26 protein-coding genes are annotated in these 24,453 nt (G+C 70.6%); 18 read left to right on the top strand and 8 right to left on the bottom strand.

All coding sequences use genetic code 11. From position 1 onward, the window contains the following. The 3 genes from BLQ76_RS22540 to BLQ76_RS11760 all read right to left on the bottom strand — a co-directional run. A partial coding sequence (locus BLQ76_RS22540) for a methyl-accepting chemotaxis protein (RefSeq protein ID WP_090673318.1) occupies positions 1 to 1,144 on the bottom strand: 1,144 nt, incomplete at its 3' end. A gap of 466 nt (positions 1,145 to 1,610) precedes the next feature. Next, positions 1,611 to 1,916, bottom strand: coding sequence for a hypothetical protein (locus tag BLQ76_RS11765; RefSeq protein ID WP_139183995.1), 306 nt, complete (start codon positions 1,914 to 1,916; stop codon positions 1,611 to 1,613). Between the two features lie 296 nt (positions 1,917 to 2,212). After that, positions 2,213 to 2,542 carry a YnfA family protein gene (locus BLQ76_RS11760; protein WP_090673314.1) on the bottom strand — a complete coding sequence of 110 codons (330 nt, stop codon included), beginning with the start codon at positions 2,540 to 2,542 and terminating at the stop codon, positions 2,213 to 2,215. Here BLQ76_RS11760 and kdpF point away from each other — a divergent pair. From kdpF to BLQ76_RS11710, 10 genes are all read left to right on the top strand, one after another. Further along, positions 2,541 to 2,900, top strand: a complete 360-nt coding sequence (gene kdpF, locus BLQ76_RS22795; protein ID WP_425285159.1) for a K(+)-transporting ATPase subunit F — start codon at positions 2,541 to 2,543, stop codon at positions 2,898 to 2,900. The genes BLQ76_RS11760 and kdpF overlap by 2 nt on opposite strands. Before the next feature lie 25 nt (positions 2,901 to 2,925). Then, the gene (gene kdpA, locus BLQ76_RS11750) at positions 2,926 to 4,635 is read left to right on the top strand and encodes a potassium-transporting ATPase subunit KdpA (RefSeq protein WP_090673310.1); all 1,710 of its coding nucleotides are present in this window, start codon (positions 2,926 to 2,928) and stop codon (positions 4,633 to 4,635) included. A 113-nt stretch (positions 4,636 to 4,748) separates the two neighbouring features. Beyond that, a complete protein-coding gene (gene kdpB / locus BLQ76_RS11745; RefSeq protein ID WP_090673308.1) occupies positions 4,749 to 6,803 on the top strand; it encodes a potassium-transporting ATPase subunit KdpB in 2,055 nt (684 codons plus the stop codon). Between the two features lie 21 nt (positions 6,804 to 6,824). Next, complete coding sequence (gene kdpC / locus BLQ76_RS11740) at positions 6,825 to 7,448, top strand: potassium-transporting ATPase subunit KdpC (RefSeq protein WP_090673306.1); 624 nt, start codon at positions 6,825 to 6,827, stop codon at positions 7,446 to 7,448. A gap of 138 nt (positions 7,449 to 7,586) precedes the next feature. Beyond that, positions 7,587 to 10,259 (top strand): sensor histidine kinase, encoded by a 2,673-nt coding sequence (locus tag BLQ76_RS11735; RefSeq protein ID WP_090673304.1) that lies wholly within the window; start codon positions 7,587 to 7,589, stop codon positions 10,257 to 10,259. After that, entirely contained in the window at positions 10,256 to 10,933 is a 678-nt protein-coding gene (locus BLQ76_RS11730) for a response regulator (protein ID WP_090673302.1), read from the top strand. Before BLQ76_RS11735 ends, BLQ76_RS11730 begins: the two co-directional genes overlap by 4 nt. Before the next feature lie 11 nt (positions 10,934 to 10,944). Next, the gene (locus tag BLQ76_RS11725; RefSeq protein ID WP_090673300.1) at positions 10,945 to 11,505 is read left to right on the top strand and encodes a PRC-barrel domain-containing protein; all 561 of its coding nucleotides are present in this window, start codon (positions 10,945 to 10,947) and stop codon (positions 11,503 to 11,505) included. A gap of 105 nt (positions 11,506 to 11,610) precedes the next feature. Continuing rightward, entirely contained in the window at positions 11,611 to 12,558 is a 948-nt protein-coding gene (locus BLQ76_RS11720) for a dihydrodipicolinate synthase family protein (protein WP_170842571.1), read from the top strand. Continuing rightward, on the top strand, positions 12,555 to 12,803 hold the full coding sequence (locus BLQ76_RS11715) for a hypothetical protein (protein WP_090673296.1): 249 nt from the start codon (positions 12,555 to 12,557) through the stop codon (positions 12,801 to 12,803). The genes BLQ76_RS11720 and BLQ76_RS11715 overlap by 4 nt, the downstream gene beginning before the upstream one ends. Before the next feature lie 472 nt (positions 12,804 to 13,275). Further along, positions 13,276 to 13,500, top strand: coding sequence for a hypothetical protein (locus BLQ76_RS11710; protein ID WP_170842570.1), 225 nt, complete (start codon positions 13,276 to 13,278; stop codon positions 13,498 to 13,500). Positions 13,501 to 13,752: 252 nt separating this feature from the next. On the opposite strand, the gene BLQ76_RS11705 is transcribed toward BLQ76_RS11710, so the two are convergent. After that, positions 13,753 to 15,909 (bottom strand): heavy metal translocating P-type ATPase, encoded by a 2,157-nt coding sequence (locus tag BLQ76_RS11705; protein WP_090673292.1) that lies wholly within the window; start codon positions 15,907 to 15,909, stop codon positions 13,753 to 13,755. Between the two features lie 69 nt (positions 15,910 to 15,978). On the opposite strand from BLQ76_RS11705, the gene BLQ76_RS11700 reads away from it, so the two are divergent. The 3 genes from BLQ76_RS11700 to BLQ76_RS11690 all read left to right on the top strand — a co-directional run bounded on the left by BLQ76_RS11700 (position 15,979) and on the right by BLQ76_RS11690 (position 17,632). Next, a complete protein-coding gene (locus BLQ76_RS11700; protein ID WP_090673291.1) occupies positions 15,979 to 16,401 on the top strand; it encodes a MerR family transcriptional regulator in 423 nt (140 codons plus the stop codon). 245 nt (positions 16,402 to 16,646) lie between these two features. Beyond that, a complete protein-coding gene (locus BLQ76_RS11695; RefSeq protein ID WP_090673289.1) occupies positions 16,647 to 17,282 on the top strand; it encodes an outer-membrane lipoprotein carrier protein LolA in 636 nt (211 codons plus the stop codon). 86 nt (positions 17,283 to 17,368) lie between these two features. Further along, positions 17,369 to 17,632, top strand: a complete 264-nt coding sequence (locus BLQ76_RS11690) for a hypothetical protein (RefSeq protein ID WP_244519586.1) — start codon at positions 17,369 to 17,371, stop codon at positions 17,630 to 17,632. Positions 17,633 to 17,636: 4 nt separating this feature from the next. Here BLQ76_RS11690 and BLQ76_RS11685 read toward each other — a convergent pair whose 3' ends face one another. After that, on the bottom strand, positions 17,637 to 18,521 hold the full coding sequence (locus BLQ76_RS11685; RefSeq protein ID WP_090673287.1) for an alpha/beta fold hydrolase: 885 nt from the start codon (positions 18,519 to 18,521) through the stop codon (positions 17,637 to 17,639). A gap of 140 nt (positions 18,522 to 18,661) precedes the next feature. Between BLQ76_RS11685 and BLQ76_RS11680 the strand changes: the two genes are divergently transcribed. Next, positions 18,662 to 19,465, top strand: coding sequence for an exodeoxyribonuclease III (locus tag BLQ76_RS11680; protein WP_090673285.1), 804 nt, complete (start codon positions 18,662 to 18,664; stop codon positions 19,463 to 19,465). A 16-nt stretch (positions 19,466 to 19,481) separates the two neighbouring features. Here the strand turns inward: BLQ76_RS11680 and BLQ76_RS11675 are convergent, their stop codons facing one another. Further along, complete coding sequence (locus tag BLQ76_RS11675; protein ID WP_090673283.1) at positions 19,482 to 19,703, bottom strand: aromatic-ring hydroxylase C-terminal domain-containing protein; 222 nt, start codon at positions 19,701 to 19,703, stop codon at positions 19,482 to 19,484. Positions 19,704 to 19,836: 133 nt separating this feature from the next. On the opposite strand from BLQ76_RS11675, the gene BLQ76_RS11670 reads away from it, so the two are divergent. From BLQ76_RS11670 to BLQ76_RS11660, 3 genes are all read left to right on the top strand, one after another. After that, a complete protein-coding gene (locus BLQ76_RS11670; protein WP_139183993.1) occupies positions 19,837 to 20,496 on the top strand; it encodes an O-methyltransferase in 660 nt (219 codons plus the stop codon). Next, entirely contained in the window at positions 20,493 to 21,017 is a 525-nt protein-coding gene (locus BLQ76_RS11665) for a GNAT family N-acetyltransferase (protein WP_244519585.1), read from the top strand. Before BLQ76_RS11670 ends, BLQ76_RS11665 begins: the two co-directional genes overlap by 4 nt. Before the next feature lie 1,049 nt (positions 21,018 to 22,066). Next, on the top strand, positions 22,067 to 22,375 hold the full coding sequence (locus BLQ76_RS11660; protein ID WP_090673279.1) for a hypothetical protein: 309 nt from the start codon (positions 22,067 to 22,069) through the stop codon (positions 22,373 to 22,375). Between the two features lie 53 nt (positions 22,376 to 22,428). Here the strand turns inward: BLQ76_RS11660 and BLQ76_RS11655 are convergent, their stop codons facing one another. Together BLQ76_RS11655 and BLQ76_RS11650 are read right to left on the bottom strand one after the other, a co-directional pair. Continuing rightward, entirely contained in the window at positions 22,429 to 22,902 is a 474-nt protein-coding gene (locus BLQ76_RS11655) for a cyclic nucleotide-binding domain-containing protein (RefSeq protein WP_090673277.1), read from the bottom strand. Positions 22,903 to 23,096: 194 nt separating this feature from the next. Next, complete coding sequence (locus BLQ76_RS11650; RefSeq protein WP_090673275.1) at positions 23,097 to 23,780, bottom strand: response regulator transcription factor; 684 nt, start codon at positions 23,778 to 23,780, stop codon at positions 23,097 to 23,099. A gap of 130 nt (positions 23,781 to 23,910) precedes the next feature. On the opposite strand from BLQ76_RS11650, the gene BLQ76_RS11645 reads away from it, so the two are divergent. Then, positions 23,911 to 24,426: a L,D-transpeptidase family protein gene (locus BLQ76_RS11645; RefSeq protein ID WP_342028255.1), complete on the top strand. Its 516-nt coding sequence runs from the start codon at positions 23,911 to 23,913 to the stop codon at positions 24,424 to 24,426. The last annotated feature ends 27 nt before the right edge of the window (positions 24,427 to 24,453 follow it).

Here is a 24,453-nt window from a genome sequence, read left to right as displayed (position 1 = left end):
CCTTGCCGTGCGGGCCGGCGCGTGCCGCCTCGATCGCCGCGTTCAGCGCCAGAAGGTCGGTCTGGCGCGCGATCTCCTGCACGAGGCGCACCTTCTCGGCGACCTCGGCCATCGAGGCCACGGCCTGCGTGGTGGCGCTGGCCACGTCCTCGGCCAGCGCGCGGGCCCGCACCGCCGTGCGCTCGGCCTGGGCCGCGTTGTCGGCGTTCTGGCGCACGTTGCCCGACATCTCCTCGACCGCGGCCGAGGTCTGTTCGGAGGCCGCCGCCTGCTCGCTGGAGCCCGACGACAGCTGCTCGGCGGTCGCCGCCGACTGGCGCGAGCCCGCCGCCACCTGCGCCGCCGAGCCGATCACGTCCGACACGATCTGCGACAGCTGAACGCTCATCGCATTCATCGACCGCAGGAGATCGCCAATCTCGTCGCGGCCCTTCGCCTGCGTGCGGTATGTCAGGTCGCCCGCGCCGATGCGCCGGGCCATGTCCACGGCCCGGTTGAGCGGACCGACGGTGCTGGCGATCAGAACGGCGCCCGCGCCCAGAAGCACGACCACCACCGCAAGCGTGCCGCCGAAGATGGCCCACTCGATGGTCTGCATGGCGGCCGTCGACGCGGCCTCCCGCGTGACCATCAGTTGCTCTTCCTCCGCGGTCGCGGCCGAGACGGTCGCCCGCAGCTCGTCCATCATCGTCTTTCCGAGGGCGCGGACCTCGAAGCTTCGAGCCTGATCCTGCGTCGAAACCTCCCCCATGAGCCGGATCGCCGGCTCGGCGACGGTCGAGGCCCAGCTCGTCGCCAGCTCGCCGAGGTGGGCCAAGCGCTTCTGCTGCTCCGGATTGTCCGACGTCAGCCGCACGGCGTCAGCGAGATGGGCCTCGAAGGCGCTGCCGCCCTGCTTGTAGGGATCGAGGTTGGCCGGGTTGGCGGTGATCAGGAAGCCGCGCAGACCGGTCTCCCGATCCACCATCGCGGCCATGGCTCCGTTGACGGCGCGCAGGACCTTGTTCGAATGCGTGGACCACTCGGCCGTCTGTCGAACCGTCTGCAGGCTCGTGTAGATCAGCGACATGCTTGCGACGGTCGCCACAAGGGCGAACGAGAACAAGACGACGACCTTGTACTTCATCTTCAAGCCGGACAGCATACGGGGAACTCGAACCTTCAAACGCGTACCGCGACACGGCAAAGTTGCCACCGAGGCTGGGTCGGCGAAGCACGCGATGCGGTACGGCTTGTTCGAGTGCCGGCTACATATTCGATGAAAACCTGCAAGGAACTGTAAAGGCTCGGTCGGGTGGATCTCGCCGGGCCACGCCGGCATACGACGACCGCCTTGTTCGATCGAATACCGGTGCGATGCAGGGGGTCGGCAAGAAGGTCGAACAGTCTGGACTGGCGAACGCTGGTCGAGCCCATGGACCTTCCTTCCGCGTTCGCTTCCACGGGAGCACCGGCTGGCTGCGGCTGAGCCGATGCTTGTCCCAAGGCCGTTCTTCATCGCAAGGCGTGACCGGCTCGGCCGAGCGATGGGATGGGCGGCAGGGTCAGGGCCGAGGCCGCCGGCTCCGCGTCAGGTCGCGAGCCCGTTCATGGGACGCCGTCGGCTTGGTCTAGGCGGTCGAACGATACGACCGGATCGCCTCGCTGGCCCGTTCGCGCTCCGGCGTCAGGACGAGGCTGCGCGACTTGTAGACTGAGCGGCTGCCCACGACCCCTGGGGCGCTAGCGTGAATGCGGTAGGCGAGATCGTCGAGGTAGGCCGGACCCCGCTCGCGCCAGAGCGCGACCTCGTCGTCGCGCAGCCGCAGCAGGAACAGGTAGTCCACCGCGCTGTGGCTGTAGAGGACGTCGAGATAGACCTGCCCGTCCTCCGCCAGGAGAACCCATCCGTCGTGCTCGTCGTCCAGAACGATCATGCAGCCTCCCTGGCACCCACGATCGCAGACGATCGCCATCGCGTCCAACGTTAGGCCTGGCATGGAAACGGATCGTCCCCTCACGCCCGTCGGAGACGCCGACGGGCCCGGTGCGGTTCTTGCCGGCGAATGAAAGCCGTTTCGCACCGGCCAGGCGATCGACGGTTCAGTGGGGGCATGGCGGGGCCGTCCTGGTCCGGCGCGAAGCAAACAGGACGACGAGCACCAGGACGGCGCCGACGAGCTGGCGGGCGCGCCGGGTCGCCTTTGAGCTTTACCGCGGATGCCGGCTGCGGTCAGGCCGCGCGCGGAGCGAGCAGGATGACGCCGGCTCCCAGCAGGCAGATCGCGGCGCCGGCCATGTCCCAGCGGTCCGGCCTCACACCCTCGGCCGCCCAAAGCCACAGGATCGAGGACAGGATGTAGATGCCGCCATACGCGGCATAGGCCCGTCCAGCACTCTCGGTCTCCGCGAGCGTCAGCAACCATGCGAAGGCCGCGAGCGATACGAGGCCCGGCACCAGCCAGAGCGGGGATCGATCGAGGCGCAGCCACGCCCAAAAGGCGAAGCATCCGGCGATCTCGGCCAGGGCGGCGGCAGCAAAGACGGCAAGGGTCGTGGGCATGGTCCGGGCTCCGATGCCGCCGCGGGGCGGGGCACGGTCGCTATCGCACGGGGGGGCGGGTCGGCGCGACCCCGCCTTCCGGCCACCGGCGGGGCCCGGCGCAGCGGTGGGCGGCGCGAAAACTCGTATGGATCCTTTATGCCGATCGGGTCCAATTCGAGGGCGATCCCGAAAGGAGGGCTCGCATGTTCGATCTGATCTACCTGGCCGTGGGGCTGGGCTTTTTTGCGTTGATGGGCGCCTACGCGCGCTGGGCGGGCCAAGCCTGACGATGTTCGACCTCGTTCTCGGCGGCGCCGTCGCGCTCGCCCTTGCCGCCTACCTCGTCTACGCGCTCGCGCGTCCCGAGCGGTTCTGAATCCCGTCTCTGAAAGGCCCGTGCCATGACCGTCGTCGGCTGGCTGCAAATCATCCTGATCCTCGCGGCCGTGGTCGCGTTTGCGGTGCCGCTTGGCGCCTTCATGGGCCGCGTCTTCGCGGGCGAGCGGACGTTCCTCACCCCCGTCCTCGGCCCCGTCGAGCGCGGCTTCTACAAGGTGTCGGGCATCGACCCGACCCGTGAGCAGGGCTGGCTCGCCTACACGCTGGCCATGCTCGCCTTCAACGGCGCGGGCTTCCTGCTTCTGTACCTCCTGCTGCGGTTCCAGGCCTTCCTCCCGCTGAACCCGCAGGGCTTTGCCGGCCTGTCCCCGCATCTGGCCTTCAACACGGCCGTGTCGTTCGTGACCAACACGAACTGGCAGAGCTACGGCGGCGAGACCACCATGAGCATCCTGAGCCAGATGGCGGGGCTCACGGTCCAGAACTTCCTGTCGGCGGCCACCGGCATCGCGCTGGCGGTGGCGCTGGTGCGCGCCTTCGCGCGCTCGGGCGCCCAGACGGTCGGCAACTTCTTCACCGACGTGACGCGCGCCACGCTCTACGTGCTCCTGCCGCTCGCGATCGTCACGGGCCTCGCGCAGGTGGCCATGGGCACGCCGCAGACCTTCGAGGCCTCGGCGAGCGTCCAGACGCTGGAGGGCCAGCCGCAGACGCTGGCGCTCGGGCCCGTCGCCTCGCAGATCGCGATCAAGCAGCTCGGCACCAACGGCGGCGGCTTCTACAACGTCAACGCCGCGCACCCCTACGAGAACCCGACCCCGCTCTCCAACGCGCTGACGATCTGGCAGATGCTGGTGGTCTCCACCGCGCTGGTCTTCGCCTTCGGCCGGCTCGTCGGCGACCGCCGCCAGGCGGTGGCGATCCTCTCGGTCATGGGGCTCCTGCTCGTCTCCGCGACGGCGATCTGCTACTGGGCCGAAAGCGCCGGCACGCCGGTTCTGGCCGCGGCCGGGCTCGACCCGGCCGGCGGCAACATGGAGGGTAAGGAGGTCCGCTTCGGGCTCGCGGCTTCCGCCTTCTTTGCCTCCGCGACAACCGGCCTGTCGGACGGCGCCGTCAACGCCATGCACGGCTCGTTCACGCCGATCGGCGGCATGGTGCCGATGGTGCTGATCATGCTCGGCGAGATCCTGCCGGGCGGCGTCGGCTCGGGCCTCTACGGCATTCTGGTGATCGCGATCATCTCGGTCTTCGTGGCGGGCCTCATGGTCGGCCGCACGCCGGAATATCTCGGCAAGAAGATCGAGGCCAAGGAGATGAAGATGGCGATCCTCGCGATCCTCATCCTGCCGGCCGCGATCCTCGGCTTCTCGGCGGTCTCGGCGGTCCTGCCGGCGGCCCTGTCGGGCCTCGGCAATGCCGGTCCGCACGGCCTGTCGGAGATCTACTACGCCTACACCTCAGCGGCCGGCAACAACGGCTCGGCCTTCGGCGGCCTGTCGGCCAACTCGCCCTGGTGGAACACGACGCTGGGCCTGGCCATGCTGCTCGGCCGCTTCGCCTACATCGTGCCGATGATGGCGATCGCCGGCTCGCTGGTCGGCAAGACCAAGCTTGCCCCCTCGTCGGGCACCTTCCCGACGCATGGGCCGCTCTTCGTCGGGCTTCTCGCCGGCATCATCCTGATCCTCGGCGGCCTCCAGTTCTTCCCCGCGCTCGCCCTCGGCCCCATCGCCGAGCAGGTGCAGATGCTGGCCGGCAAGACCTTCTGACGCCCCCTGACGACCTTGGGCGCGGCCCGGCCTCCAGCGCCGGGCCGCCCATCCGAACCGTCACCCATTCCGCGTGGGTCCTCGTGAAGGATCCGGCAACAAGGACACGCCCCATGGCTGCCAAGGCCGCAACGTCCACCTTCCGGCCCGACCTCGTCGGCCGGGCCATGGTCGACGCCTTCAAGAAGCTCAACCCCGTCGCCCTCATGCGCAACCCGGTGATCTTCGTCACCGAGGTCGTCGCGGCGGTCGTCACCGTCCTCTTCGTGCGCGACCTCCTCGCCGGCAACCCACTCCTCTTCACCGGCCAGATCATGGCCTGGCTCTGGTTCACGGTGCTGTTCGCCAACTTCGCCGAGGCCATCGCGGAAGGGCGCGGCCGCGCCCAGGCCGACAGCCTGCGCAAGGCGCGCACCGACACGGTCGCCAAGCGCATGGCCTCGCCCAAGGACCGCCGCGCCATCCAGTCCGTCTCGGCGCTCGACCTGAAAGTCGGCGACCACGTCCTGGTCGAGACCGGCGACCTCGTGCCGGGCGACGGCGAGATCGTGGAGGGCATCGCCTCCGTCAACGAGGCGGCCGTGACCGGCGAATCTGCGCCCGTGATCCGCGAGGCGGGCGGCGACCGCTCGGCGGTCACCGGTGGCACCACGGTCGTCTCCGACTGGCTGGTGGTGCGCATCACGGCTGCCCCTGGCTCCTCGTTCCTCGACCGCATGATCGCGCTGGTGGAAGGCGCCGAGCGGCAGAAGACGCCGAACGAGCTGGCGCTCACCATCCTCCTCGTCGGCATGACGCTGATCTTCCTGATCGCCGTCGTCACGCTGACGGGCCTGTCGTCCTATGCGGGCGCCGCGGTCTCCGTGCCGATCCTCGTTGCGCTTCTCGTCACCCTCATCCCGACCACGATCGGCGGGCTCCTGTCGGCGATCGGCATCGCCGGCATGGACCGGCTGATCCGCCACAACGTGCTCGCCATGTCGGGCAAGGCGGTGGAGGCGTCGGGCGACGTCGACACGCTGCTTCTCGACAAGACCGGCACGATCACCTTCGGCAACCGCATGGCCTCGGAGTTCGTCGCCGTCCAGGGCGTGACGGACACGGAAGCCGCCCACATCGCGGTGGAGGCCTCGCTGGCCGACGAGACGGCGGAAGGGCGCTCGATCCTGGTTCTGGCGCGCGAGAAGTACGGGGTCTCCGTTCCGGAAGCTCCGCCGGCGGGATCGACGTTCATCCCGTTCTCGGCCGCCACCCGCCTGTCGGGCGTCGACACCGGCTCGAAGACCATCCGCAAGGGTTCGGTCGACGCGATCCGCCGCTTCGTGCGCGAGACCGCCGGCCGCGACGTGCCCGAGCCCGCTGCCTTCACGCAGGCTGTGGAGCGCATCGCCAAGTCCGGCGGCACGCCGCTGGGGCTCGCCGAGAACGGCCGCTACATCGGCGTCATCCACCTCAAGGACGTCGTGAAGCCCGACATCAAGGAGCGCTTCGCCGAGCTGCGCCGCATGGGCATCCGCACGGTCATGGTGACCGGCGACAACCCGGTCACGGCCGCCGCGATCGCGGGCGAGGCGGGCGTCGACGACTTCATCGCGGAAGCCACGCCTCAGGACAAGCTGAACTACATCCGCAACGAGCAGCGGCAGGGCCGGCTGGTCGCCATGTGCGGCGACGGCACCAACGACGCGCCGGCGCTCGCCCAGGCCGATGTCGGCGTCGCCATGCAGACCGGCACGCAGGCCGCCCGCGAGGCCGGCAACATGGTGGACCTCGACTCCGATCCCACCAAGCTCATCGAGATCGTGGGCATCGGCAAGCAGCTCCTGATGACGCGCGGTTCGCTGACGACCTTCTCGATCGCCAACGACGTCGCGAAGTACTTCGCCATCATCCCGGCGCTGTTCATCGCGGCGATCCCCGAACTCGGCGTCCTCAACGTCATGCGGCTCGCCACGCCCGAAAGCGCGATCCTGTCGGCGGTGATCTTCAACGCCCTCGTGATCGTCGCGCTGATCCCGCTCGCGCTGCGCGGCGTGCCCTATCGGCCGATGGACGCCGCCACGGTGCTCCGTCGCAACCTCCTGATCTACGGCCTCGGCGGCATCCTCGTGCCCTTCGTCGGCATCAAGATCATCGACGTGGCGGTCTCCGCCCTCGGCCTCGCCTGAGCCCTTCCAAGGAACTCCCCCATGCTCTCGCAACTTCGCGCCGCGGCGACGCTCCTCGGCATCCTCACGATCCTCCTCGGGATCCTTTACCCCGCAGCCATGACGGCGATCGCCGGGGCCGCCCTGCCCGAGCAGGCCGGCGGCAGCCTCGTGATGCGGGACGGTCAGCCGGTCGGCTCCAGCCTGATCGGGCAGGCCTTCGCGGAAGGCCGCTACCTCCAGGGCCGTCCGTCGGCGGCGGGCAACGGTTACGACGGCGCGTCGTCGTCGGGCACCAACCTCGCCCCCACCAGCGCCAAGCTGGCTGATCGCCTGAAGACGGACGGCGAGGCGATGAAGGCGGCGACCGGCGCGAGCACGCTTCCCGCCGACGCGATCACCACGTCCGGCTCGGGCCTCGACCCCGACGTGTCGCCGGCCTTTGCCGAGCTTCAGGTCGCCCGCATCGCCGCCGCGCGCGGCGTCGAGGCGGATGCCGTGCGCCGCGCGATTGCCGAGAACACGACGGGCCGGACCCTGGCCGTTCTCGGCGAGCCGCGCGTCAACGTGCTGGCGGTGAACCTCGCGCTCGACGCGCTCGCGCCCGCGCCGGCCGCGCCGGCGGCGGGCACGCCGACGGCCTCGGCCGCGACGCCCGCGAACTGACGCCTCCTGCGGTCCGGGCTCCCCGGACCCTATGTGATGGCCATGACGGCGCGGAAGGGTCCCTCGGGGCTCCCTTCTGCGCCGAACCCCGTTTCCGGGCCGGCCGATCGGCCCCCGGCGAGATCCGGACCGACCGCGATGCAGGACGACGCGCCCAGAGCCTCACCCGATGCCCTTCTCGCCCATGCCGAGCGCGAGGGACGGGGCAAGCTGCGGCTGTTCCTGGGCGCGGCGCCCGGCGTCGGCAAGACCTACGCCATGCTGGGCGCCGCGCGCGCCGCCAGGGCCGGGGGGCGCGACGTCCTCGTCGGCATCGTCGAGACGCATGGGCGCGCCGATACCGAGGCGATGGTCGCCGACCTCGAGGTGCTGCCGCGCAAGCCCATCCCCTACCGGGGGCGGCTCGTTCCCGAGTTCGACATCGACGCCGCGCTCGCCCGCCGCCCCTCGCTGCTGCTGGTCGACGAGTACGCCCATTCCAACGTCGAGGGCTCGCGCCACCCCAAGCGCTGGCAGGACGTCGCCGAATGCCTGAAGGCCGGCATCGACGTCTGGACCACGATGAACGTCCAGCATGTCGAGAGCCTCAACGACGTCGTCCAGCGCATCACGGGCGTGCGCGTGCGCGAGACCGTGCCTGACACGACGCTGGAGGTGGCCGACGAGATCGTCCTGGTCGACCTGCCCTCCGACGAGCTGATCCGGCGCCTGGCCGAGGGCAAGGTCTATGTCGAGGACACCGCGACCCGCGCCACGCAGAACTTCTTCAAGCCCTCCAACCTCACGGCGCTGCGCGAGCTGGCGCTGCGCCAGGTGGCCGCGCAGGTCGACTCGGACCTCGTCGAGCGCATGCAGGGCGGGGCGATCGAGGGCCCCTGGGCGGCGGGCGAGCGCCTTCTCGTCTGCATCGGTCCCGACCGGCAGGCCGAGCGCCTCGTGCGCGAGGGCAAGCGCCTCGCCGACCTTCTCGACGCGCCGTGGTTCGCCGTGACCATCGAGCGCCCCGGCGCCGTGCTGGAGGCCAACGAGGCGTCGCGCCTCGACGCGTCCCTGCAACTGGCCAAGAGCCTGGGCGCCGAGACGCACAGCCTGGTGGCCGCCGACCTTCCCGCCGAGATCCTGCGCTTCTCGCGCTTCGAGAACGTCACCCAGATCGTGGTCGGCAAGGCGCGGTCGCGCCGCCTGAAGCTGCCGTGGTCCGAGGGCAACCTCGCCGATGCGCTGGTCGGCCGGGCCAAAGGCGTGTCGGTGCTCGTCCTGACGGAAAGCGAGGCGCCGCCGCCCCGGTCGTGGTCCTGGCCGGAGCCTGGCGGCTGGATCGGCTACGGAACGGCCGCCGGCAGCGTCGCCCTGGCGACCCTTCTCGGCACCGAGCTCGTGCGCTTCGTGCCCCTGCCCAACGTCTCGATGCTCTATCTTCTGGCGGTCCTGACGCCGGCGCTTCTCTACGGCGTCTGGTCGGCGGTCTTCGCCTCGTTCCTCTCGTTCGGGGCTTACAACTTCTTCTTCATCGACCCGCGAGGCACGTTCACGGTCGCCCGGCCGCACGAGGTCCTGGCGCTGGTGGTGTTCCTGATCATCGCCGTGGCGATCTCCGCGGTCGCCGGCCAGGCCCGCGAGCAGATGCGCGCCTCCGCGCGTCGCACCAGGGCCGCCCGGCGCCTCTACGAATTTACGCGCACGCTCTCGGCGCTTCCCGATGTCGGCGCCGTCGCGGAGGCCGCCGCGACCGAGATCAACGCCGCGATCGGGCGGGCGGTCACGATCCTGCGGCCCGACGCGGGGGACCTCGCCATCGCCGCGGCCTGGCCGCCCGACGACCGGCTCGACGTTCCCGCGCGCACCGCCGCGCGCTGGGCGCACGAGCATGGCGAGAAGGCAGGGGCGGGCACGCAGACGCTGCCCTCCAGCGGCTGGACCTTCCTCCCGCTCGCGGTCCAGGACAGCAAGGTCGGCGTCCTCGGGATCGAGCGGCCGCCAGGAGCCGAGTCCCTCGACGCCGAGGTCCGGACGCTCCTGTCGGCGCTTGCCGAACAGACCGCGGCCGCCCTCCATCGCGCGCTCCTGTCGACCGAGGTGCGCAGCGCGCGCACCGCGGCCGAGACCGAGCGGGTGCGCAACATCCTCCTCGCCTCGATCAGCCACGACTTCCGCACCCCGCTCGCCTCGATCCTCGGGTCCGCGACCGCGCTGATCGACTACCGCGACCGGCTGGACGCCGCCGCCCGCGACGACCTCCTCGCGCAGGTGCGCGACGAGGCGCGGCAGCTCGACCAGATGGTCCGCAACCTCCTGTCGATGACGCGCCTCGAGGCGGGAGCGCTCGAGATCACCAAGGACTGGGTCGACATCCGCGAGATGCTGGAACGCCAGGTCGACCAGGCGCGCCGGCGCGGCGCGACCCAGCGGTTCTCGGTGGACCTGCCGCCGGAGCCGATCCTGGCCTTCGGCGACGGGACGCTTCTCGACCAGGCCGTCGGCAACGTCGTCGGCAACGCCGTCAAGCACGCGGGGGCGAACGCGGGCGTGACGCTCCGGGCCCGGGCCGAACCCGGCGGCATCGCGATCGAGATCGCCGACGACGGTCCCGGCGTCCCGCCGGACCTGCGCGAGCACGTCTTCGAGAAGTTCACCCGGATGCGGACCTCGACCGCCGACGGCGGCGACAGCGCGGGCCTCGGCCTTGCGATCACCAAGGGCATCGTCGAGGCGCATGGCGGCACGGTGGAACTGCTGCCGCCCGACGCCGCCCGCCCCCGCGGGGCCGCCTTCCTGATCCGACTGCCATCCGAACGCGCGCCGACCCCATGACCCAGCCGACCATCCTCCTCGTCGACGACGAGCCCGCGATCCATCGCTTCCTGAAGCCCGTCCTGACGGCCGAGGGGTACCGCGTCGTCCCGGCCCTCACGGCCGCGGACGCCCTGAAGTTCGCCTCGGACGCGCAGCCCGACGCGATCGTGCTCGACCTCGGCCTGCCCGACCTCGACGGCAAGGAGGTGATCCGGCGGCTGCGCAAGGACTCGGCCGTGCCGATCGTCGTCCTGTCGGCGCGCGACCGCGAGACCGAGAAGGTGCAGGCGCTGGATCTGGGCGCCGACGACTATGTCGAGAAGCCGTTCGGCGTGGGCGAGCTGATGGCACGGCTCCGGGCCGCGCTCCGGCATGCCAAGCCAAGGACGGACCAGGGGATCCTCGCGGCTGGGTACGTCGAGGTGGACCTCGGTGCCCATGTCGTGCGCCGGGGCGGCCGCGAGGTCCGCCTGACGCGCCGCGAGTTCGACGTGCTCGTCGTGCTCCTCCAGAACGCCGGCAAGGTCGTCACCCACGCTCACCTCCTGCGCGAGGTGTGGGGATCGGCCAACCAGGGCGACACCCAGTACCTGCGCGTCTACGTCGGGCAGATCCGCCAGAAGCTCGAGGAGGACCCCTCCGCGCCGCGCCTGATCCTGACCGAGCCCGGCATCGGGTACCGACTGGTTTGAGGGAGGACGACATGGAACCGACACGTCGACGTCGAGCCGGAACGATGCCCGGCGCCTGTGCCGGGGTGCTGCTGATCGGCGGCGCCATCTTCGCGGGCGCCTGGGCCGCGGCGGACTGCCGCGATCCCCACGCCTGCACCGGGACCGCGGACGGCGCCATGCCGTCGCGGGGCCCCCTCCAGTCGCCGGGCCCGGGCGAGACGATGGCCTCCACGCTGATCGGCGCCGCGGTGATCGACCGGCAGGGCGAACGCCTGGGAACGGTCAGCGACGCGGTGCTGAGCCGCGATCTTCGCGTGGTCGCGCTCGCGGTTCGGGTCGGATGGGTGCTCGGCGTGACCACGCGCACGGTGGCCGTCCCGATCGGGTCGATCCATCCCGAGGCGGACCGGGCGACGGAGGTCGCCGACGGTCAGGAGACGCAAGACCGGCCCGAGGGCGGACTGGCCGCGACCCTCGACGCCCTGATGGCGGGCGGCGCGCCGGGGCGGGGTGACGGGCGAGGGGCGCGTCTCGTCAGCGACCTCACACGGGCCGAACTCCTGGCGGCCCCTGCGTTCGAGGCGCGGTAATGGCGCTCCCCGCCCCGTGATCGGGGTGCGGGAAATTCGTATCGACCCTTTATGCGGTTCTGCCGAGATTCCCCCCATCGAAACAACGGGGGGCAAGCTCCTTCGATGAGTGCCGCATTCTCGGGCGTGGTCACCTCACTGGTCACACCGTTCAAGTCCAGCTTCGATGCCGACTTCGGCCGGTCGTCCACGGTGGACACGTTCCGCGTCGCCTCGCTGACGCGCTGGCAGGCCCGCAGCGGCGTCGCCGCGGTCGCCGTCGCCGGCTGGGCCGGCGAGGGATCGACCCTGGAGCAGGCCGAGCGCATCGCCCTGATCGAAGCCACGGCGTCGGCCAAGGGCCGCATGTCCGTCCTCGCCCATGTCGGAACGCCGAGCACGGCCCGGTCCATCGCGCTGGCGCTCGACGCCGAGGCAGCGGGCGCGGACGGCCTCGTGCTCGTCATGCCCTTCTACAACAAGCCCTCGTTCAGCGGGGTCCGCGCGCATGTCGAGGCGGTCGCGGCCGCAACGAGGCTGCCGCTCTTTCTCGAGTTCGACGAGGCCGCGACCAAGGTCCAGCTCTCGTCCTGCCAGATGGCCGAGCTGACGCGGGTGGCGAACGTCGCCGCGATCGTCGACCATTCCGCCAACCCGCTGCACGTCGAATGCATGACGCGCGCGCGCCACGGCGTCGCCTTCCTTGCGGGCCACGAGCCGACGGCGGCCGCGACGGGTCTGCTCGGCGCCGACGGCCTGTTCAGCGCCGTCGCGAACGTCGCGCCGACGCTGGTCGTCGGCCTGTGGGACGCGATCCGCGGCAACGACGGCGCCCTGGCGCGCGAGTTCCAGTCCCGCCTGCGGCCGCTGGTCGACCTCGTCGAGGCGGAAGGGGTCGCCGCGCTCAAGGACCTGCTGCACGAGAGCGTCGGATGCGAGACCACCGTGCGCCTGCCGCTCCACACGCTGGGCCGGGCCGCGCAACGGCAGGCGGCGTCGGTGAGGGATGCGATCGAGGCCGTGCCACCGCGTGGTCCGGTCCGGCCTGCGGTCGCCGCGGGAGCGGCCCGATGAGCGCGCTGCCGAAGGTCGAACCGGACCCGCTGGCGTTCACGCTCCGCCCCGACGGACACGGGAGCTGGATCGTCGAGGGGCCCTGCAACGGCTGCGGCGGCATCTTCGTGTCGCGCGAGGCGGCGCTGGAGTTCGCCAGGCGCGAACGCCGGGTCCTGGACGAGGTGGCCCGACACGTCTGCTACACGCCGCCGGCGAACGCGGTGGAGACGCTTCCCGGACCGGCCGTGCGGCTGGTGTCGTGACGGGTCGGCGATCGGCGGGGACGGCGCGGCCCGCCTCCGCCGCCGGACCCATGAAGCCGTGCGGAAACACGCGCGCGCGGCGCCAGGCCGAGACCGGAGACAGGCGATGAAGCGCGCACATCGCGCACGAGGTGCGGACCGGGGCGCCCCAGCCGGGAACGCGAAGCGGATGGTCGTCTGGGTTTCCTCGCGCGCCCGCAGAAACGATGCCGTCCCGAACCGCTGGGCCGTCTACGGTATCGGCGGTTTCTTCCTTCTCGTCCTGGTGTTTGCGCTTCTCTAGGCGGCGGGACCGCCCGGCCGGCGATCCGGCTTCGAACCCGCATCTGAGAAGGGCTGCACAGCTGGGACGGCGTCGCCGGCCCGATATTCGTATCGATCCTTTATGCGGAAGCGACGATATTCATCATCGACGCCGTTCCGGGCAGAACACCATCCCGCAGCACGGCGAAACAACTGTTGGAGATCATCCGTGTCGAATGAAATGAGGGTGCCGAAGCTTGCGTTGCTCGGGGCCAGCATTGGCGCCGTCGTGGGTTGTCTGGCGACGGCCCTGTCCGCCGACTGGGCGAGCCCGGGTCATTACCTCGGCTCCATGGCCGGAGCGGCCTTTTGCGGCGGCTTCGTGTTCATTGTGGCCGTGCTGACCCGCGACACCGTCCGCGACATCCAGCGCATGGGTCGCCTGCCCAAGTAAGGGCCGGTTCGCGACCATCGCGGGTCCCGGCCATTCGGCTGGCCGGGCGTGTCCGGCAACCGCGCCGAGGCCCCTCGGTGCAACCTTACGCTCTCGCTTGGAACCGGTCCGTGCCGCGCCTCGCGATCGGTGCGGCGGCGATCGCTCCGGCAACGGCGTGCAGCCTGTGCGCCCAGTGGGGATCTGCGCAAGCCGACCCCGCCACGGCGCGACGGTTGCCCGATCCGGATCGCCGCTTCCCCCGCCGACCGTTCATCGTGGCCTCCAGCCAAGCAGCCGCATCGCGTTGGCGGTCACGAGCACGGTCGCGCCCGTGTCCGCAAGGATCGCGGGCCACAGGCCCGTGATGCCGAGAACGGTGGTGACGAGGAACACCGCCTTCATGCCGAGCGCGATCGCGATGTTCGAGTGGATGTTGCGCATGGTCGCGCGGGACAGCGCGATCATGTCGGGAACGTCGCGCACGCGCCCGTGCAGCACCGCCGCATCCGCCGTTTCCAGCGCGACGTCCGTGCCGCCGCCCATGGCGATGCCGATGTCGGCCGCCGCCAGCGCCGGGGCGTCGTTGATGCCGTCGCCGACCGTGGCGACCTTGAACCCCTCGGACCGGAGCTCGCGCACGATGCGCTGCTTGTCCTGCGGCAGGAGTTCGGCGCATGCCCGGATGCCGAGGCTCGCTGCGACGGCTTCGGCTGTCGTACGGTTGTCGCCGGTCAGCATGACGGTGCGAATACCCTCGGCCTTCAGGTCGGCCAGCGCCGCGCGGGCGTCCGGCCTCGCCTCGTCGCGCAGGGCGATGAAGCCCGCGACGCCGACGCGTGAGAGCACGACCGATACGGTCCGGCCCTCGGCGTTCAGCGCGGCGATCGCGGCAAGGTGCTCCGCCCCGAGCGTCGTGCGGCGCGCGGCCGCCTGCGCAGACCCCAGGAACACCGGTTCGCCGCCGACCCGGCCCTCGACGCCCTCGCCGGGAACGGCTCTCGCGTCGAAGGCGGGCGGGATCGGGGCCTTGTCGGCCTTCGCCCGCTCGAGGATGGCCAGCGCCAGCGGATGGCTCGATCCCGTCTCCAGCGCGGCCGCGAGCGACAGGACGTCCCGCGCCGGGCGACCCGCGGCGACGACCGCGGTCACGACCGGCTTGCCCCTGGTCAGCGTCCCCGTCTTGTCGAAGGCGACCGCCGTGATCCGGCCGAGCGTCTCCAGCACGACCCCGCCCTTCATCAGAAGGCCGCGACGGGCGCCCGCCGACAGGCCCGCTGCGATGGCAGCGGGCGTCGAGATGACGAGCGCGCAGGGGCAGCCGATCAGGAGGATGGCGAGACCCTTGTAGATCCACTCGCTCCAGTCCGCTCCAAGCAGGAGGGGCGGTCCTCCGGCGACGAGCAACCCGACCGCGAGGACGGCGGGCGTGTAGACCCTCGAGAAGCGGTCGATGAAGCGCTCCGTCGGCGACTTTCGCTCCTGTGCCTCCTCCACGAGGCGGACGATGCGCGCGATCGTGTTGTCGGCAGCGGCGGCCGTGACGCGCACCCTGAGGACCGAGCCCGCGTTGACGGTGCCGGCAAAGACGGGATCACCGACCGCCTTGCGCTTGGGCACGCTCTCGCCGGTGACCGGCGCCTCGTCGACCTCGCCGGCGCCCTCCAGGACCGTGCCGTCGGCCGGGATGCGGTCGCCGGGACGCACCAGGATGACGGCGCCGACCGCGAGGCTCTCCGCCGAAACCTCGGTCGTCTCGCCGTCCCTTTCGACGAGCGCCGTCTTCGGCACGAGCGAGGACAGGCCCTGGATGCTCGCCCGGGCACGGCTGGCAGCCAGCCCCTCCAGCATCTCGCCGACGAGGAACAGGAGCACGACGGTCGCCGCTTCCTCCTCGGCGCCGATGAAGACGGCGCCGATGGCCGCGATCGCCATCAGCGTCTCGATCGAGAAGGGCGTTCCGAACCGGGCAGCTGTGATCGCGCGCCAGGCGACGGGAACCAGACCGACAGCGAGTGCGGCGAGGAAGGCCGGACGCTCCAGCGTGGGCGCGAGGTGGCCGAGGCCGTAGGCCGCGAGCAGTGCTGCGGCGCAAGTCCCCGTCAGCCTCGCCTTCTTCGTCCGCCACCACGGAGGAGCCGCCTCGGTGGGGTCGCGGTGCGTGTGGCCGGCATGGTCATGGTCATGCCGTCCGGCTGTCTCGGCCCCGTCCGCGTCTTCGGCACCGTAGCCGAGGTTCCGAACCTGCCGCGTCAGCGCGGCGGCGTCGAAGCCGTCGGCATGGCGGACCCTGACCGTTCCCGCCGCTACCGAGACGGCGACGTCCTCCACGCCCGGCAACCGCCGAATCGCGGTGTCCACCTTGCTGCCGCAGGCGGCGCAGTCCATGCCCGTGACCTTGAAGCGGCTCTCGCTCACCACCGTGCTCATGGCGTCTTCCTTGCGTCGGTTCCGGGCGAGGCGTACCTCCTCTAACGGCTAGAGGAGCAAGCGGAAATCATGACGGGCGGCGTTGCGATCGGAGAAGCCTCGCGGGCGAGCGGCATCAAGGTGCCGACGATCCGCTACTACGAGCAGATCGGCCTCCTGGCCGCTCCGCCGAGGACCGAGGGCAACCGCCGCCTCTACGACGCGAGCGACCTGCGACGGCTCCGGTTCATCCGGCACGCCCGCGAGCTCGGCTTCGATATCGAGCCGATCCGCGAACTCTTGGCGCTGGCGGGCGAGCCGGACCGCCCTTGCGAGAGCGCCGACCGGATCGCGGCGGCCCATCTGGCCGAGATCGACCACAAGATCGCCCGGCTGACCGCGCTGCGGGCGGAGGTCGCTCGCATGGCGGACTGCTCGAACCACTCGGTCGCCGGATGCCGGGTGATCGAGGTGCTCGGCGATCACGGCCGCTGCGCATCGGACCGGCACTGACGCGCGGGAGCACAAGCGTCCGACGGCGCGGGCGATGGCTCTGCGGTGCCTGGCCGATCCTTGTCCGCCGCCCTCCCGTGGCCGTGTCGTCGCGCGTCGTTCAGGTCGGCGTCAGGGTGTTTCCGGCATTCTGACGCGGATTTCATGTGAACTGCCGCAATGGGGCCGGGTCCCCTTCCTATATGCAACCCGACCCCCGGGGGGCGCATTGCGGCCCCTGTCGCCATTCGAGGACCGATCAACCCATGACCATCTCTCGACGCATCACGGGCGCCTTCCTGTCGGCCGCCCTTCTGGCCGGAGCGACGCTGGCCGGCTCGGGCGCCGCCCTGGCCCAGGGCGCGGGCGCCGTCGCCCAGCGCGTCGCCGACCACTTCTCGTCCGTGAAGTCCATGCGCGGCGAGTTCGTTCAGTTCGACGCGGCCGGCAACCAGAGCGAGGGCACGTTCGCGCTGGAGCGCCCGGGCCGCATCCGCTTCGACTACAAGGGCACGCCGGTGCGCGTGATCTCGGACGGCTCGCAGGTCGCGGTGAACAACCGCAAGCTCAACACGTGGGACCTGTATCCGCTGTCCAAGACGCCGCTGAAGCTCCTACTCGACCAGCGCATCGACCTGTCCGGCGCCAACATCCAGAGCGTGAAGGAGGGGCCCGACCTCACCACGATCGTGATGGGCGACAAGTCGATCTTCGGCTCCTCGCGCATCACCATGATGTTCGACCCCTCGACCTATGACCTGCGCCAGTGGACGATTCGCGACGCGCAGGGCAAGGACACGACCGTGATGATCTACAACGTCCAGGACGGGGCGAGCGTCGACAAGGACCAGTTCGCCATTCCCTACAGCCGCATCGCGACGGGCCAGACCGGCAACAAGTAGGCGCGCCCCGATCGGGCGGCGGACGGCCGGGAGCGTTTCACGTGAAACGTCGTTCCCCGTCCAGTCGCCTGTCGGGAAAAGTGCTCATGCGTCGCGCCACGCTCGCCCTCGTTGTTCTGCCGCTGATGCTGTCGGCCTGCGTTTCGGCAAGTCCGGAGGAGCGTCGCGCCGCCGACGAGGCGGCCTGTCGCGACTACGGCTTCCGGCCGCGCACCACGGCGTTCGCGGAATGCCTGCAGCGCCGCGACATCGAGCGCTCGGCCGACCGGCGCGCCCGGCTCTACGGCGGGGGCGTCGGGATCGGCGGTGCGGGGCTCGGCGTCGGCTGGGGCTACGGACGCTTCTACTGAGGTCTCAGCGGCCGAAGAACGCGAGAAGCGCCGCGAGCGTGTCCTCGGGCGCCTCCTCCACGACGAAGTGGCCGCCCGGCACCTCGACGCCGTCGAGGTCGCCCGCGACCCAGGGGCGCCAGGCATCCAGCGGGTCCCCGCCCTTGGCGGGCGTGCCGTCCGCGCCCCAGATCGCCAGCACCGGCGCTGCGATGCGCCGGTTCGCCGCGCGATCGGCCTCGTCGTGCGTCCGGTCGATCGTGGCGCCCGCGCGATAGTCCTCGCAGGCCGCGTGGATCGCCTCCGGCCGGTTGAAGGCGCGCCGGTATTCGGACAGGGCCTCGGGCGAGAAGGCGCTCGTGGAATGGCTCGCGGTCCAGCTCGCCAGCGTGTGGTCGAGGTAGAAGACCGGGTCGGCGCCGATCAGCCGCTCGGGCAGCGGGTTGGGCTGGGCCAGGAAGCTCCAGTGGTAGCCCGACAGGGCGCGCGCTGCGTCCATGCGCTCCCACATCGTGAGGGTCGGCACGATGTCGAGAACGGCGAGCCTGGACACCGCCTCCGGATGGTCGAGCGCCAGACGATAGGCGACGCGCCCGCCCCGGTCGTGGCCGGCCAGATGGAAGCGCTCGTGTCCGAGCTCGCGCATCGCGGCCGCCATGTCGTTGCTCATGGAGCGCTTGGCGTAGTGCTCGCCGGAGCGCGAGTCGGGCTGCGAGGACTGCCCGTAGCCGCGCAGGTCCGCCACCACGACCGTGAACCGTTCGGCCAGCCGCGGCGCGATCCCCGCCCACATGGCCCCGGTTTGGGGATAGCCGTGCAGCAGGAGAAGCGGCGGTCCCGAGCCCGCGATCCGGCAGAAGATGTCGGCACCCGCGCCCGGCACGATGCGCGTCTCGAAGCCCTCGAACACTTGGCGATGATCCCTCGTCCCCGTCTCGCCCAGTCAACGCGCGAGCGCGGCGCGCGATCCATGGGCCGCGCCTCGCCTTGCGGGGCGGGTGGCGGTCCCCCATAAGCGGCGCGACCGACCCTGCCTGGACGCCGACCCCCATGCCCTTCACGATCGCGACCTGGAACATCAACTCGGTGCGCCTGCGGCTTCCGATCGTCCAGCGCCTCCTGGCCGAGGAGGCGCCCGACGTCCTGTGCCTTCAGGAAACCAAGTGCCCGAACGAGCTCTTCCCGCTGGAAGCCTTTCATGCGGCGGGCTTCCCGCATGTCGCGATCCACGGCCAGAAGGGCTACCACGGCGTCGCCACGATCTCGCGCCACCCCTTCGAGCGCGAGGAGCGGCGCGACTTCTGCCAGATGGGCGACGCGCGTCACCTGGCGCTGACGCTGCGCGTGGGCGAGCGGCGCATCCGCGTCCACAATCTCTACGTTCCGGCGGGCGGCGACGAGCCGGACCCGCTGGTCAACCCGAAGTTCGACCACAAGCTGCGCTTCCTGGCCGAGATGCGCCGGATGCGCGCGCAGGAGGAGGCCGGCGTCTCATCGATCCTCGTCGGCGACCTCAACGTCGCGCCGCTCGAGCACGACGTCTGGAGCCACAAGCAGCTTCTCAAGATCGTCTCGCACACGCCGGTCGAGACCGAGGAGATGCTCGCCATCATCCGGGACGGCGGGTGGCGCGACCTCCTGCGTCGCCACATCCCCGAGCCCGCCAAGCTCTACACGTGGTGGAGCTACCGGGCGAAGGACTGGGACGCCGCCGACAAGGGCCGCCGTCTCGACCATATCTGGAGCTCGCCCGACCTCGAGCCGCACCTTTCCGACGTGCGCATCCTGCGCGCGGCGCGCGGCTGGACCCAGCCCTCGGACCATGTGCCGGTGCTGGCGACGCTGGACGTCTGAGACCCGCGCGCGAGGATCAGCCCTCCGCCGGGCCGAAGACCCGCTCGCAGTAGGCAGCGACCGCTTCCGCGTGGCTTGCCGGCCCCCGGAAGGCGATGTGCCCGTCGGGTCGCACGAGCACGAGCGCGGGCGAGGAGCCGACGCCGTAGGCGGCATGGGCTTCCGCGTCGAGGTCCGACAGCGCGACGGCGTCCCGCGCCTCGGGAACCGCCGCGCCGAGAACCAGCCTCGGGCGCACCCAGTCCCAGGGCCGGACCGCGGCGGCGGCCCGACGCAGATCGGCCAGCGCCTCGCGCTGCCGGCCGTCGAACAGAAGCAGCGACCAGCCGAAGCTGCGGCCGTCCGGGTTGTAGATATGCCGGAACAGCGTCGTGGACGCGCCGCGCTGGAGCGCCGTCGACGCCTACTTCGCGGAACGGCTGGCGCCGGACGACGTCGCCCTGCGCGAGGCGTTGGCGGCGAGCGGGCAGGCGGGGCTGCCTGCACACGACGTCTCGGCGCTCCAGGGACAGATGCTCGCGCTTCTGGTCCAGATCGCCGGCGCCCGACGCGTTCTCGAGATCGGGACGCTCGGCGGCTACAGCACGATCCGTCTCGCCCGCGCGCTGGCGCCCGGCGGCATGGTCACGACGATCGAGGCCGACGCGCGGCACGCCGAACTGGCGCGCGGCAACATCGCGCGGGCGGGCGTGGCGGACCGGGTCGACCTGCGGGTCGGCCGCGCGCTCGATGTGCTGCCGACGCTCGAAGCTCCCTTCGACCTCGTCTTCATCGATGCCGACAAGCCGAGCAACCCGGACTACCTCGGCTGGGCGCTCGCCCTGTCGCGCCCCGGCACGGTGATCGTGGGCGACAACGTGGTGCGGGGCGGCGCGGTCGTAAATGCCGCGAGTTCCGACCCCAACGTCCAGGGCGTGCGCCGCTTCGTTGATCTCGTCGCCGCCGAACCTCGCCTGACGGCGACCGCGATCCAGACGGTCGGCGAGAAGGGCTGGGACGGGTTCGTGCTGGCGCGCGTGGGCGAGGGATGAACGGCCGCACAGACCTCGGCAGCCCTGGCGCCGCGGTGCCGGACGGGTCATCGTCGGCCGCCTTCCCATTCCTGCGGTGCGACATGACGCTGACCATCACGACCCCCCAGACGCCGACCGAAGCCGACGAACAGGCGATCCTCGCGGTTCTCGTCGCCCACAACACCAAGATGGCCGGCCCCTCCGGGTACCGGCCCGTGGCCGTGCTTCTCACCGACGAGGCGGGCGCGACGGTGGGCGGCCTTTGGGGCAGGATCTCCTACGACTGGATGTTCGTGGAATACCTGGCCCTGCCGGGAGAGCATCGCTCGCAAGGGCTGGGAACGAAGCTGATGGACGAGGCCGAGGGGATCGCCCGCTCCGCCGGATGCGTCGGCGTTTGGCTCGACACCTACGAGTTCCAGGCCCTTGGCTTCTATCGCAAGCGCGGCTTCGAGGTGTTCGGAACGATCGAGGACCATCCTGTCGGCCAGCGCCGCTACTTCCTGCAGAAGCGGCTGATCCCGAACGAGGGCGCGTAAGGCCGGGGAACCGCCGCGCCGCATGCGGCGGCGCGGCCCAAAAGAGCCCGAGAGGGCCGAGCGCCGCGTTTCCACGCGAACACGGCGGCTGCCAGCGAGCGATCGGAGTCGCACCGAGGCGATCACGAGAAAGGCGGCTGTCGGCACGGACGGGATGCGGAACGCAGCCCCGATCCGTCGCCGTCCGCCGAGTTCAACCGCAACCGGCGAAGGCGAGGGCGCTGGCCGTGCCATCAGGCTTCCCGGGCGCGACGGTGTGGGGAAATGGTCGCCCCGAGTCGGTCATCCGATCAAACCCTGGCGGGGACGGTCAGATCGAGGGCAGGGGCGACGCCGGCAAAGGCGGTATCGGGGCCGGAAAGCATCGCCGCCAGGACGGCGCGGTCGCAGCCGACGACCGGACGGCCCTAGACGCCTCGGCCGTCCGCTTTTTCGGACTGTGTGTTCGTCCACGCGCGGTTGCCGTCCGTTGCTTGACCGACGCTCCAATACACATGGTCGGGCGGGCGAATACTCGGGCGCCGTGCGATTTTGAGAAGCGCGTGCATCAGATGACCTGATGCGATTGTTGCGATTTAGGGTTGAGACGGCCCAAAGCACCGCATCCCGCTGGAAAGCCGAACCGCGACTGGTCATGTAGGGAATGGCTGGACGCCCCGTGCGGGGGCGCCCAGCCATCGGCACCTAGCGATGGGACGGATACAACCAGATGCGTCTCGCGATCCGTTGCTGGCTACGTATGCGATCGGATCACGCAGGCAAGAGGAATCGAAGTCGTCATGCGCCCACAAATCTTGGTTCTGCTTCTGATTGATCAATAAGTGAGTATTGACTTATCAAGCGCAACGAGATGGAGACAATACGGCCTCTCTGTTACATACCGATGATCCATATTTTCTTGCCGGTCATCATGGGGGGAGGAGCGGACGGTGACATCGTCGTCGAAGCGCCGCGAGCCCCTTGCGTCCTGCCCGTCGCCCTGGCGCGTCGGACGCAGGCGCGGTGGCCGGTTCAGCCAGCCCAAGGCATCTCCAGAGTTCAGGACATTCATGCCGCTACCCTTCATCGACGCCGATCGGGATGCCATCGACACCGTGCGCCGCCTCGCCCGGTCCCAGGGTTTCCTTCTGGTCTCGAGCCATGAAGCCGTCGGTACCCATCGCAACGAGGGCGGCTTCATGCTGGTGGACGCCTGCTTCGGCTTTGCGGTGGACGGCTTCCGGTTCGATCTGGACGTGGACCGGGCCCGCGCGGCGATCCTGGCCTTTGCCGCGGTCGGGCGATCGCAGGCACGGGCGGAGGCTGCTCTGCCGGAGACCGGATCCGGCGACCGGCCGGCCGCGGGCGTCAGGCACTAGGGAGCGGGTCCGCAGCGGCGCGGGAGAACCTAGCCCGCGGCGCGACGGCGGCCTTACCCGCGTTCTGTCTCGTCGTCGTCCTCGAAGGCGGGTGAAAGCGCCGTGATGCGATCGGTCATGGCCAGGAGGTCGGCCCGGATGCGCGCGTGCAGCGCCGCGGCGATCGCGGGATATTCGAGCAGCATCCGGCGGAACAAGGGACGGGGGATGCGGATCAGGTCGCAGTCCGTCGCGGTCACCGCCGTGGTCGGGCGGCGCGTTTCGGTCATCAGGGCCATCTCGCCGAGCAGGCTGCCGCGTCCCGCGCGTGCCACCACGCGCTCGCCGCCCTCGCCGTCGTGCAGCTCCACCTCGCCGCTCACCACCACGAAGCCGGCGTCGGCGCGCGCCTCGGCGCGGAACAGGATCTCGCCGGCCTTCAGGAAGCGGTGCTCGGCCCCGAAGGCCAGGAGGCGCAGCTGGTCGCGGTCGAGCTGCCCGAACAGGGGCACCTCGCGCAACACGTCCATGTCGTCCTCAAGGCTCATGCCGGACCGTCTTCACCCCACGCGACCCGATCCGCCGGGTCCTGGCGGCCCGTGATCGCAGGAAGCGTGATCGCAGGAAAACGGACCGATCGGAAGGCTTATCGGCCGGTGGCCTTGCCCGGGCATGAAAAAAGGCGCGGCGCGCGTTTCCGGCGCGCCACACCTGGGCAAGGTTCCGCGGGGCGCAGGAGCCCTCAGGGCATCAGCTTGTAGCCGCCCGACTCCGTCACGATCAGCCGCGCGTTGGACGGCTCGGGCTCGATCTTCTGCCGCAGGCGGTAGACGTGGGTCTCGAGCGTGTGGGTGGTCACGCCCGAATTGTAGCCCCAGACCTCCTCGAGAAGGATGTCGCGCGTCACCACGCGCCGGTCGGCGCGGTAGAGATAGCGGATGATCGCCGTCTCCTTCTCGGTGAGGCGGATCTTGCCGCCCTTCTCGTCGACCAGCACCTTCTGACTCGGCTTGAACGTGTAGGGGCCGACCTGGAAGGTGGCGTCCTCCGACTGCTCGTGCTGGCGCAACTGGGCGCGGATGCGCGCGAGCAGCACCGCGAAACGGAAGGGCTTGGTGACGTAGTCGTTGGCGCCGGCCTCGAGGCCGAGCACCGTATCGGCATCGGCGTCCTGCGCGGTCAGGATGATGATCGGCGCCTTGAAGTTGGACTTGCGCAGGACCTTCACCGCCTCGCGCCCGTCCATGTCGGGCAGGCCGACGTCCATGATCACGAGATCGACGATGCCGGTGCGGGCGGCCTGGATGCCGCGCGTGGCGTTGGACTCCTGCGAGACGGCGAACTCCTCGTGGAGCGAGAGTTGCTCCACCAGCGTGTTGCGCAGCTCGTCGTCGTCGTCGACAATCAGAATGCTTCGGGCGCTCATTCGATAAAGAGGTCCTAGTACGGGCCTTGAGAGGGGCGGACACCGATTGCGCCCGCCGATCCTGTAACAATTTGTGAGCACGATGCGCGTTTTTCCAGAGGGCCATAGCGGGAACCAGGGGAAAAGCGGCGTGATCCTCGTGCGAACCGCCCCCGGGAACCGCTCGCGCGGTATCGTGCAGGCCGGTCCGCTGCGCCTTCCCTGCGCGCTCGGCCGCTCCGGCCCGACGTCGCGCAAGCGCGAGGGCGACGGGGCGACGCCGATCGCCTCGATGCGCCTCTTGTGGGCCTATCGCCCGCCGTGCCTTCCCGGACCGCGCCCGCCCGTTCTCCTTCCGACGCGCCATACGCGCCCGCACGACGGCTGGTGCGACGCGCCGCGCCACCCGAGCTACAACCGCCCCGTCCGGCTGCCGTTTCCCGCCAGCACGGAGTCCATGCGCCGCGGCGACAGGCTCTACGACCTCGTGGTGGTGCTCGACTGGAACCTGCGCAACCGCCGGCGCTTCCGGGGCAGCGCGATCTTCTTGCATGTCGCGCGCGAGGGCTTCGCGCCGACCGAGGGCAGCGTCGCGCTCCACCCCCGCGACCTCCTGCGCCTGGCACCCTTCCTGCGGCCTGGCGTGCGTCTCGTCGTCCTGCCCTGAGCGGCGACGGCATTTTTTCTGCCGCTG

The organism is Aureimonas jatrophae, assembly GCF_900104035.1.
In the GTDB taxonomy this organism is placed as follows: Bacteria; Pseudomonadota; Alphaproteobacteria; order Rhizobiales; family Rhizobiaceae; genus Aureimonas; species Aureimonas jatrophae.
The sequence above is the reverse complement of the archived record's forward strand: the minus strand, read 5'-3'. Positions and strand labels throughout refer to the sequence as shown.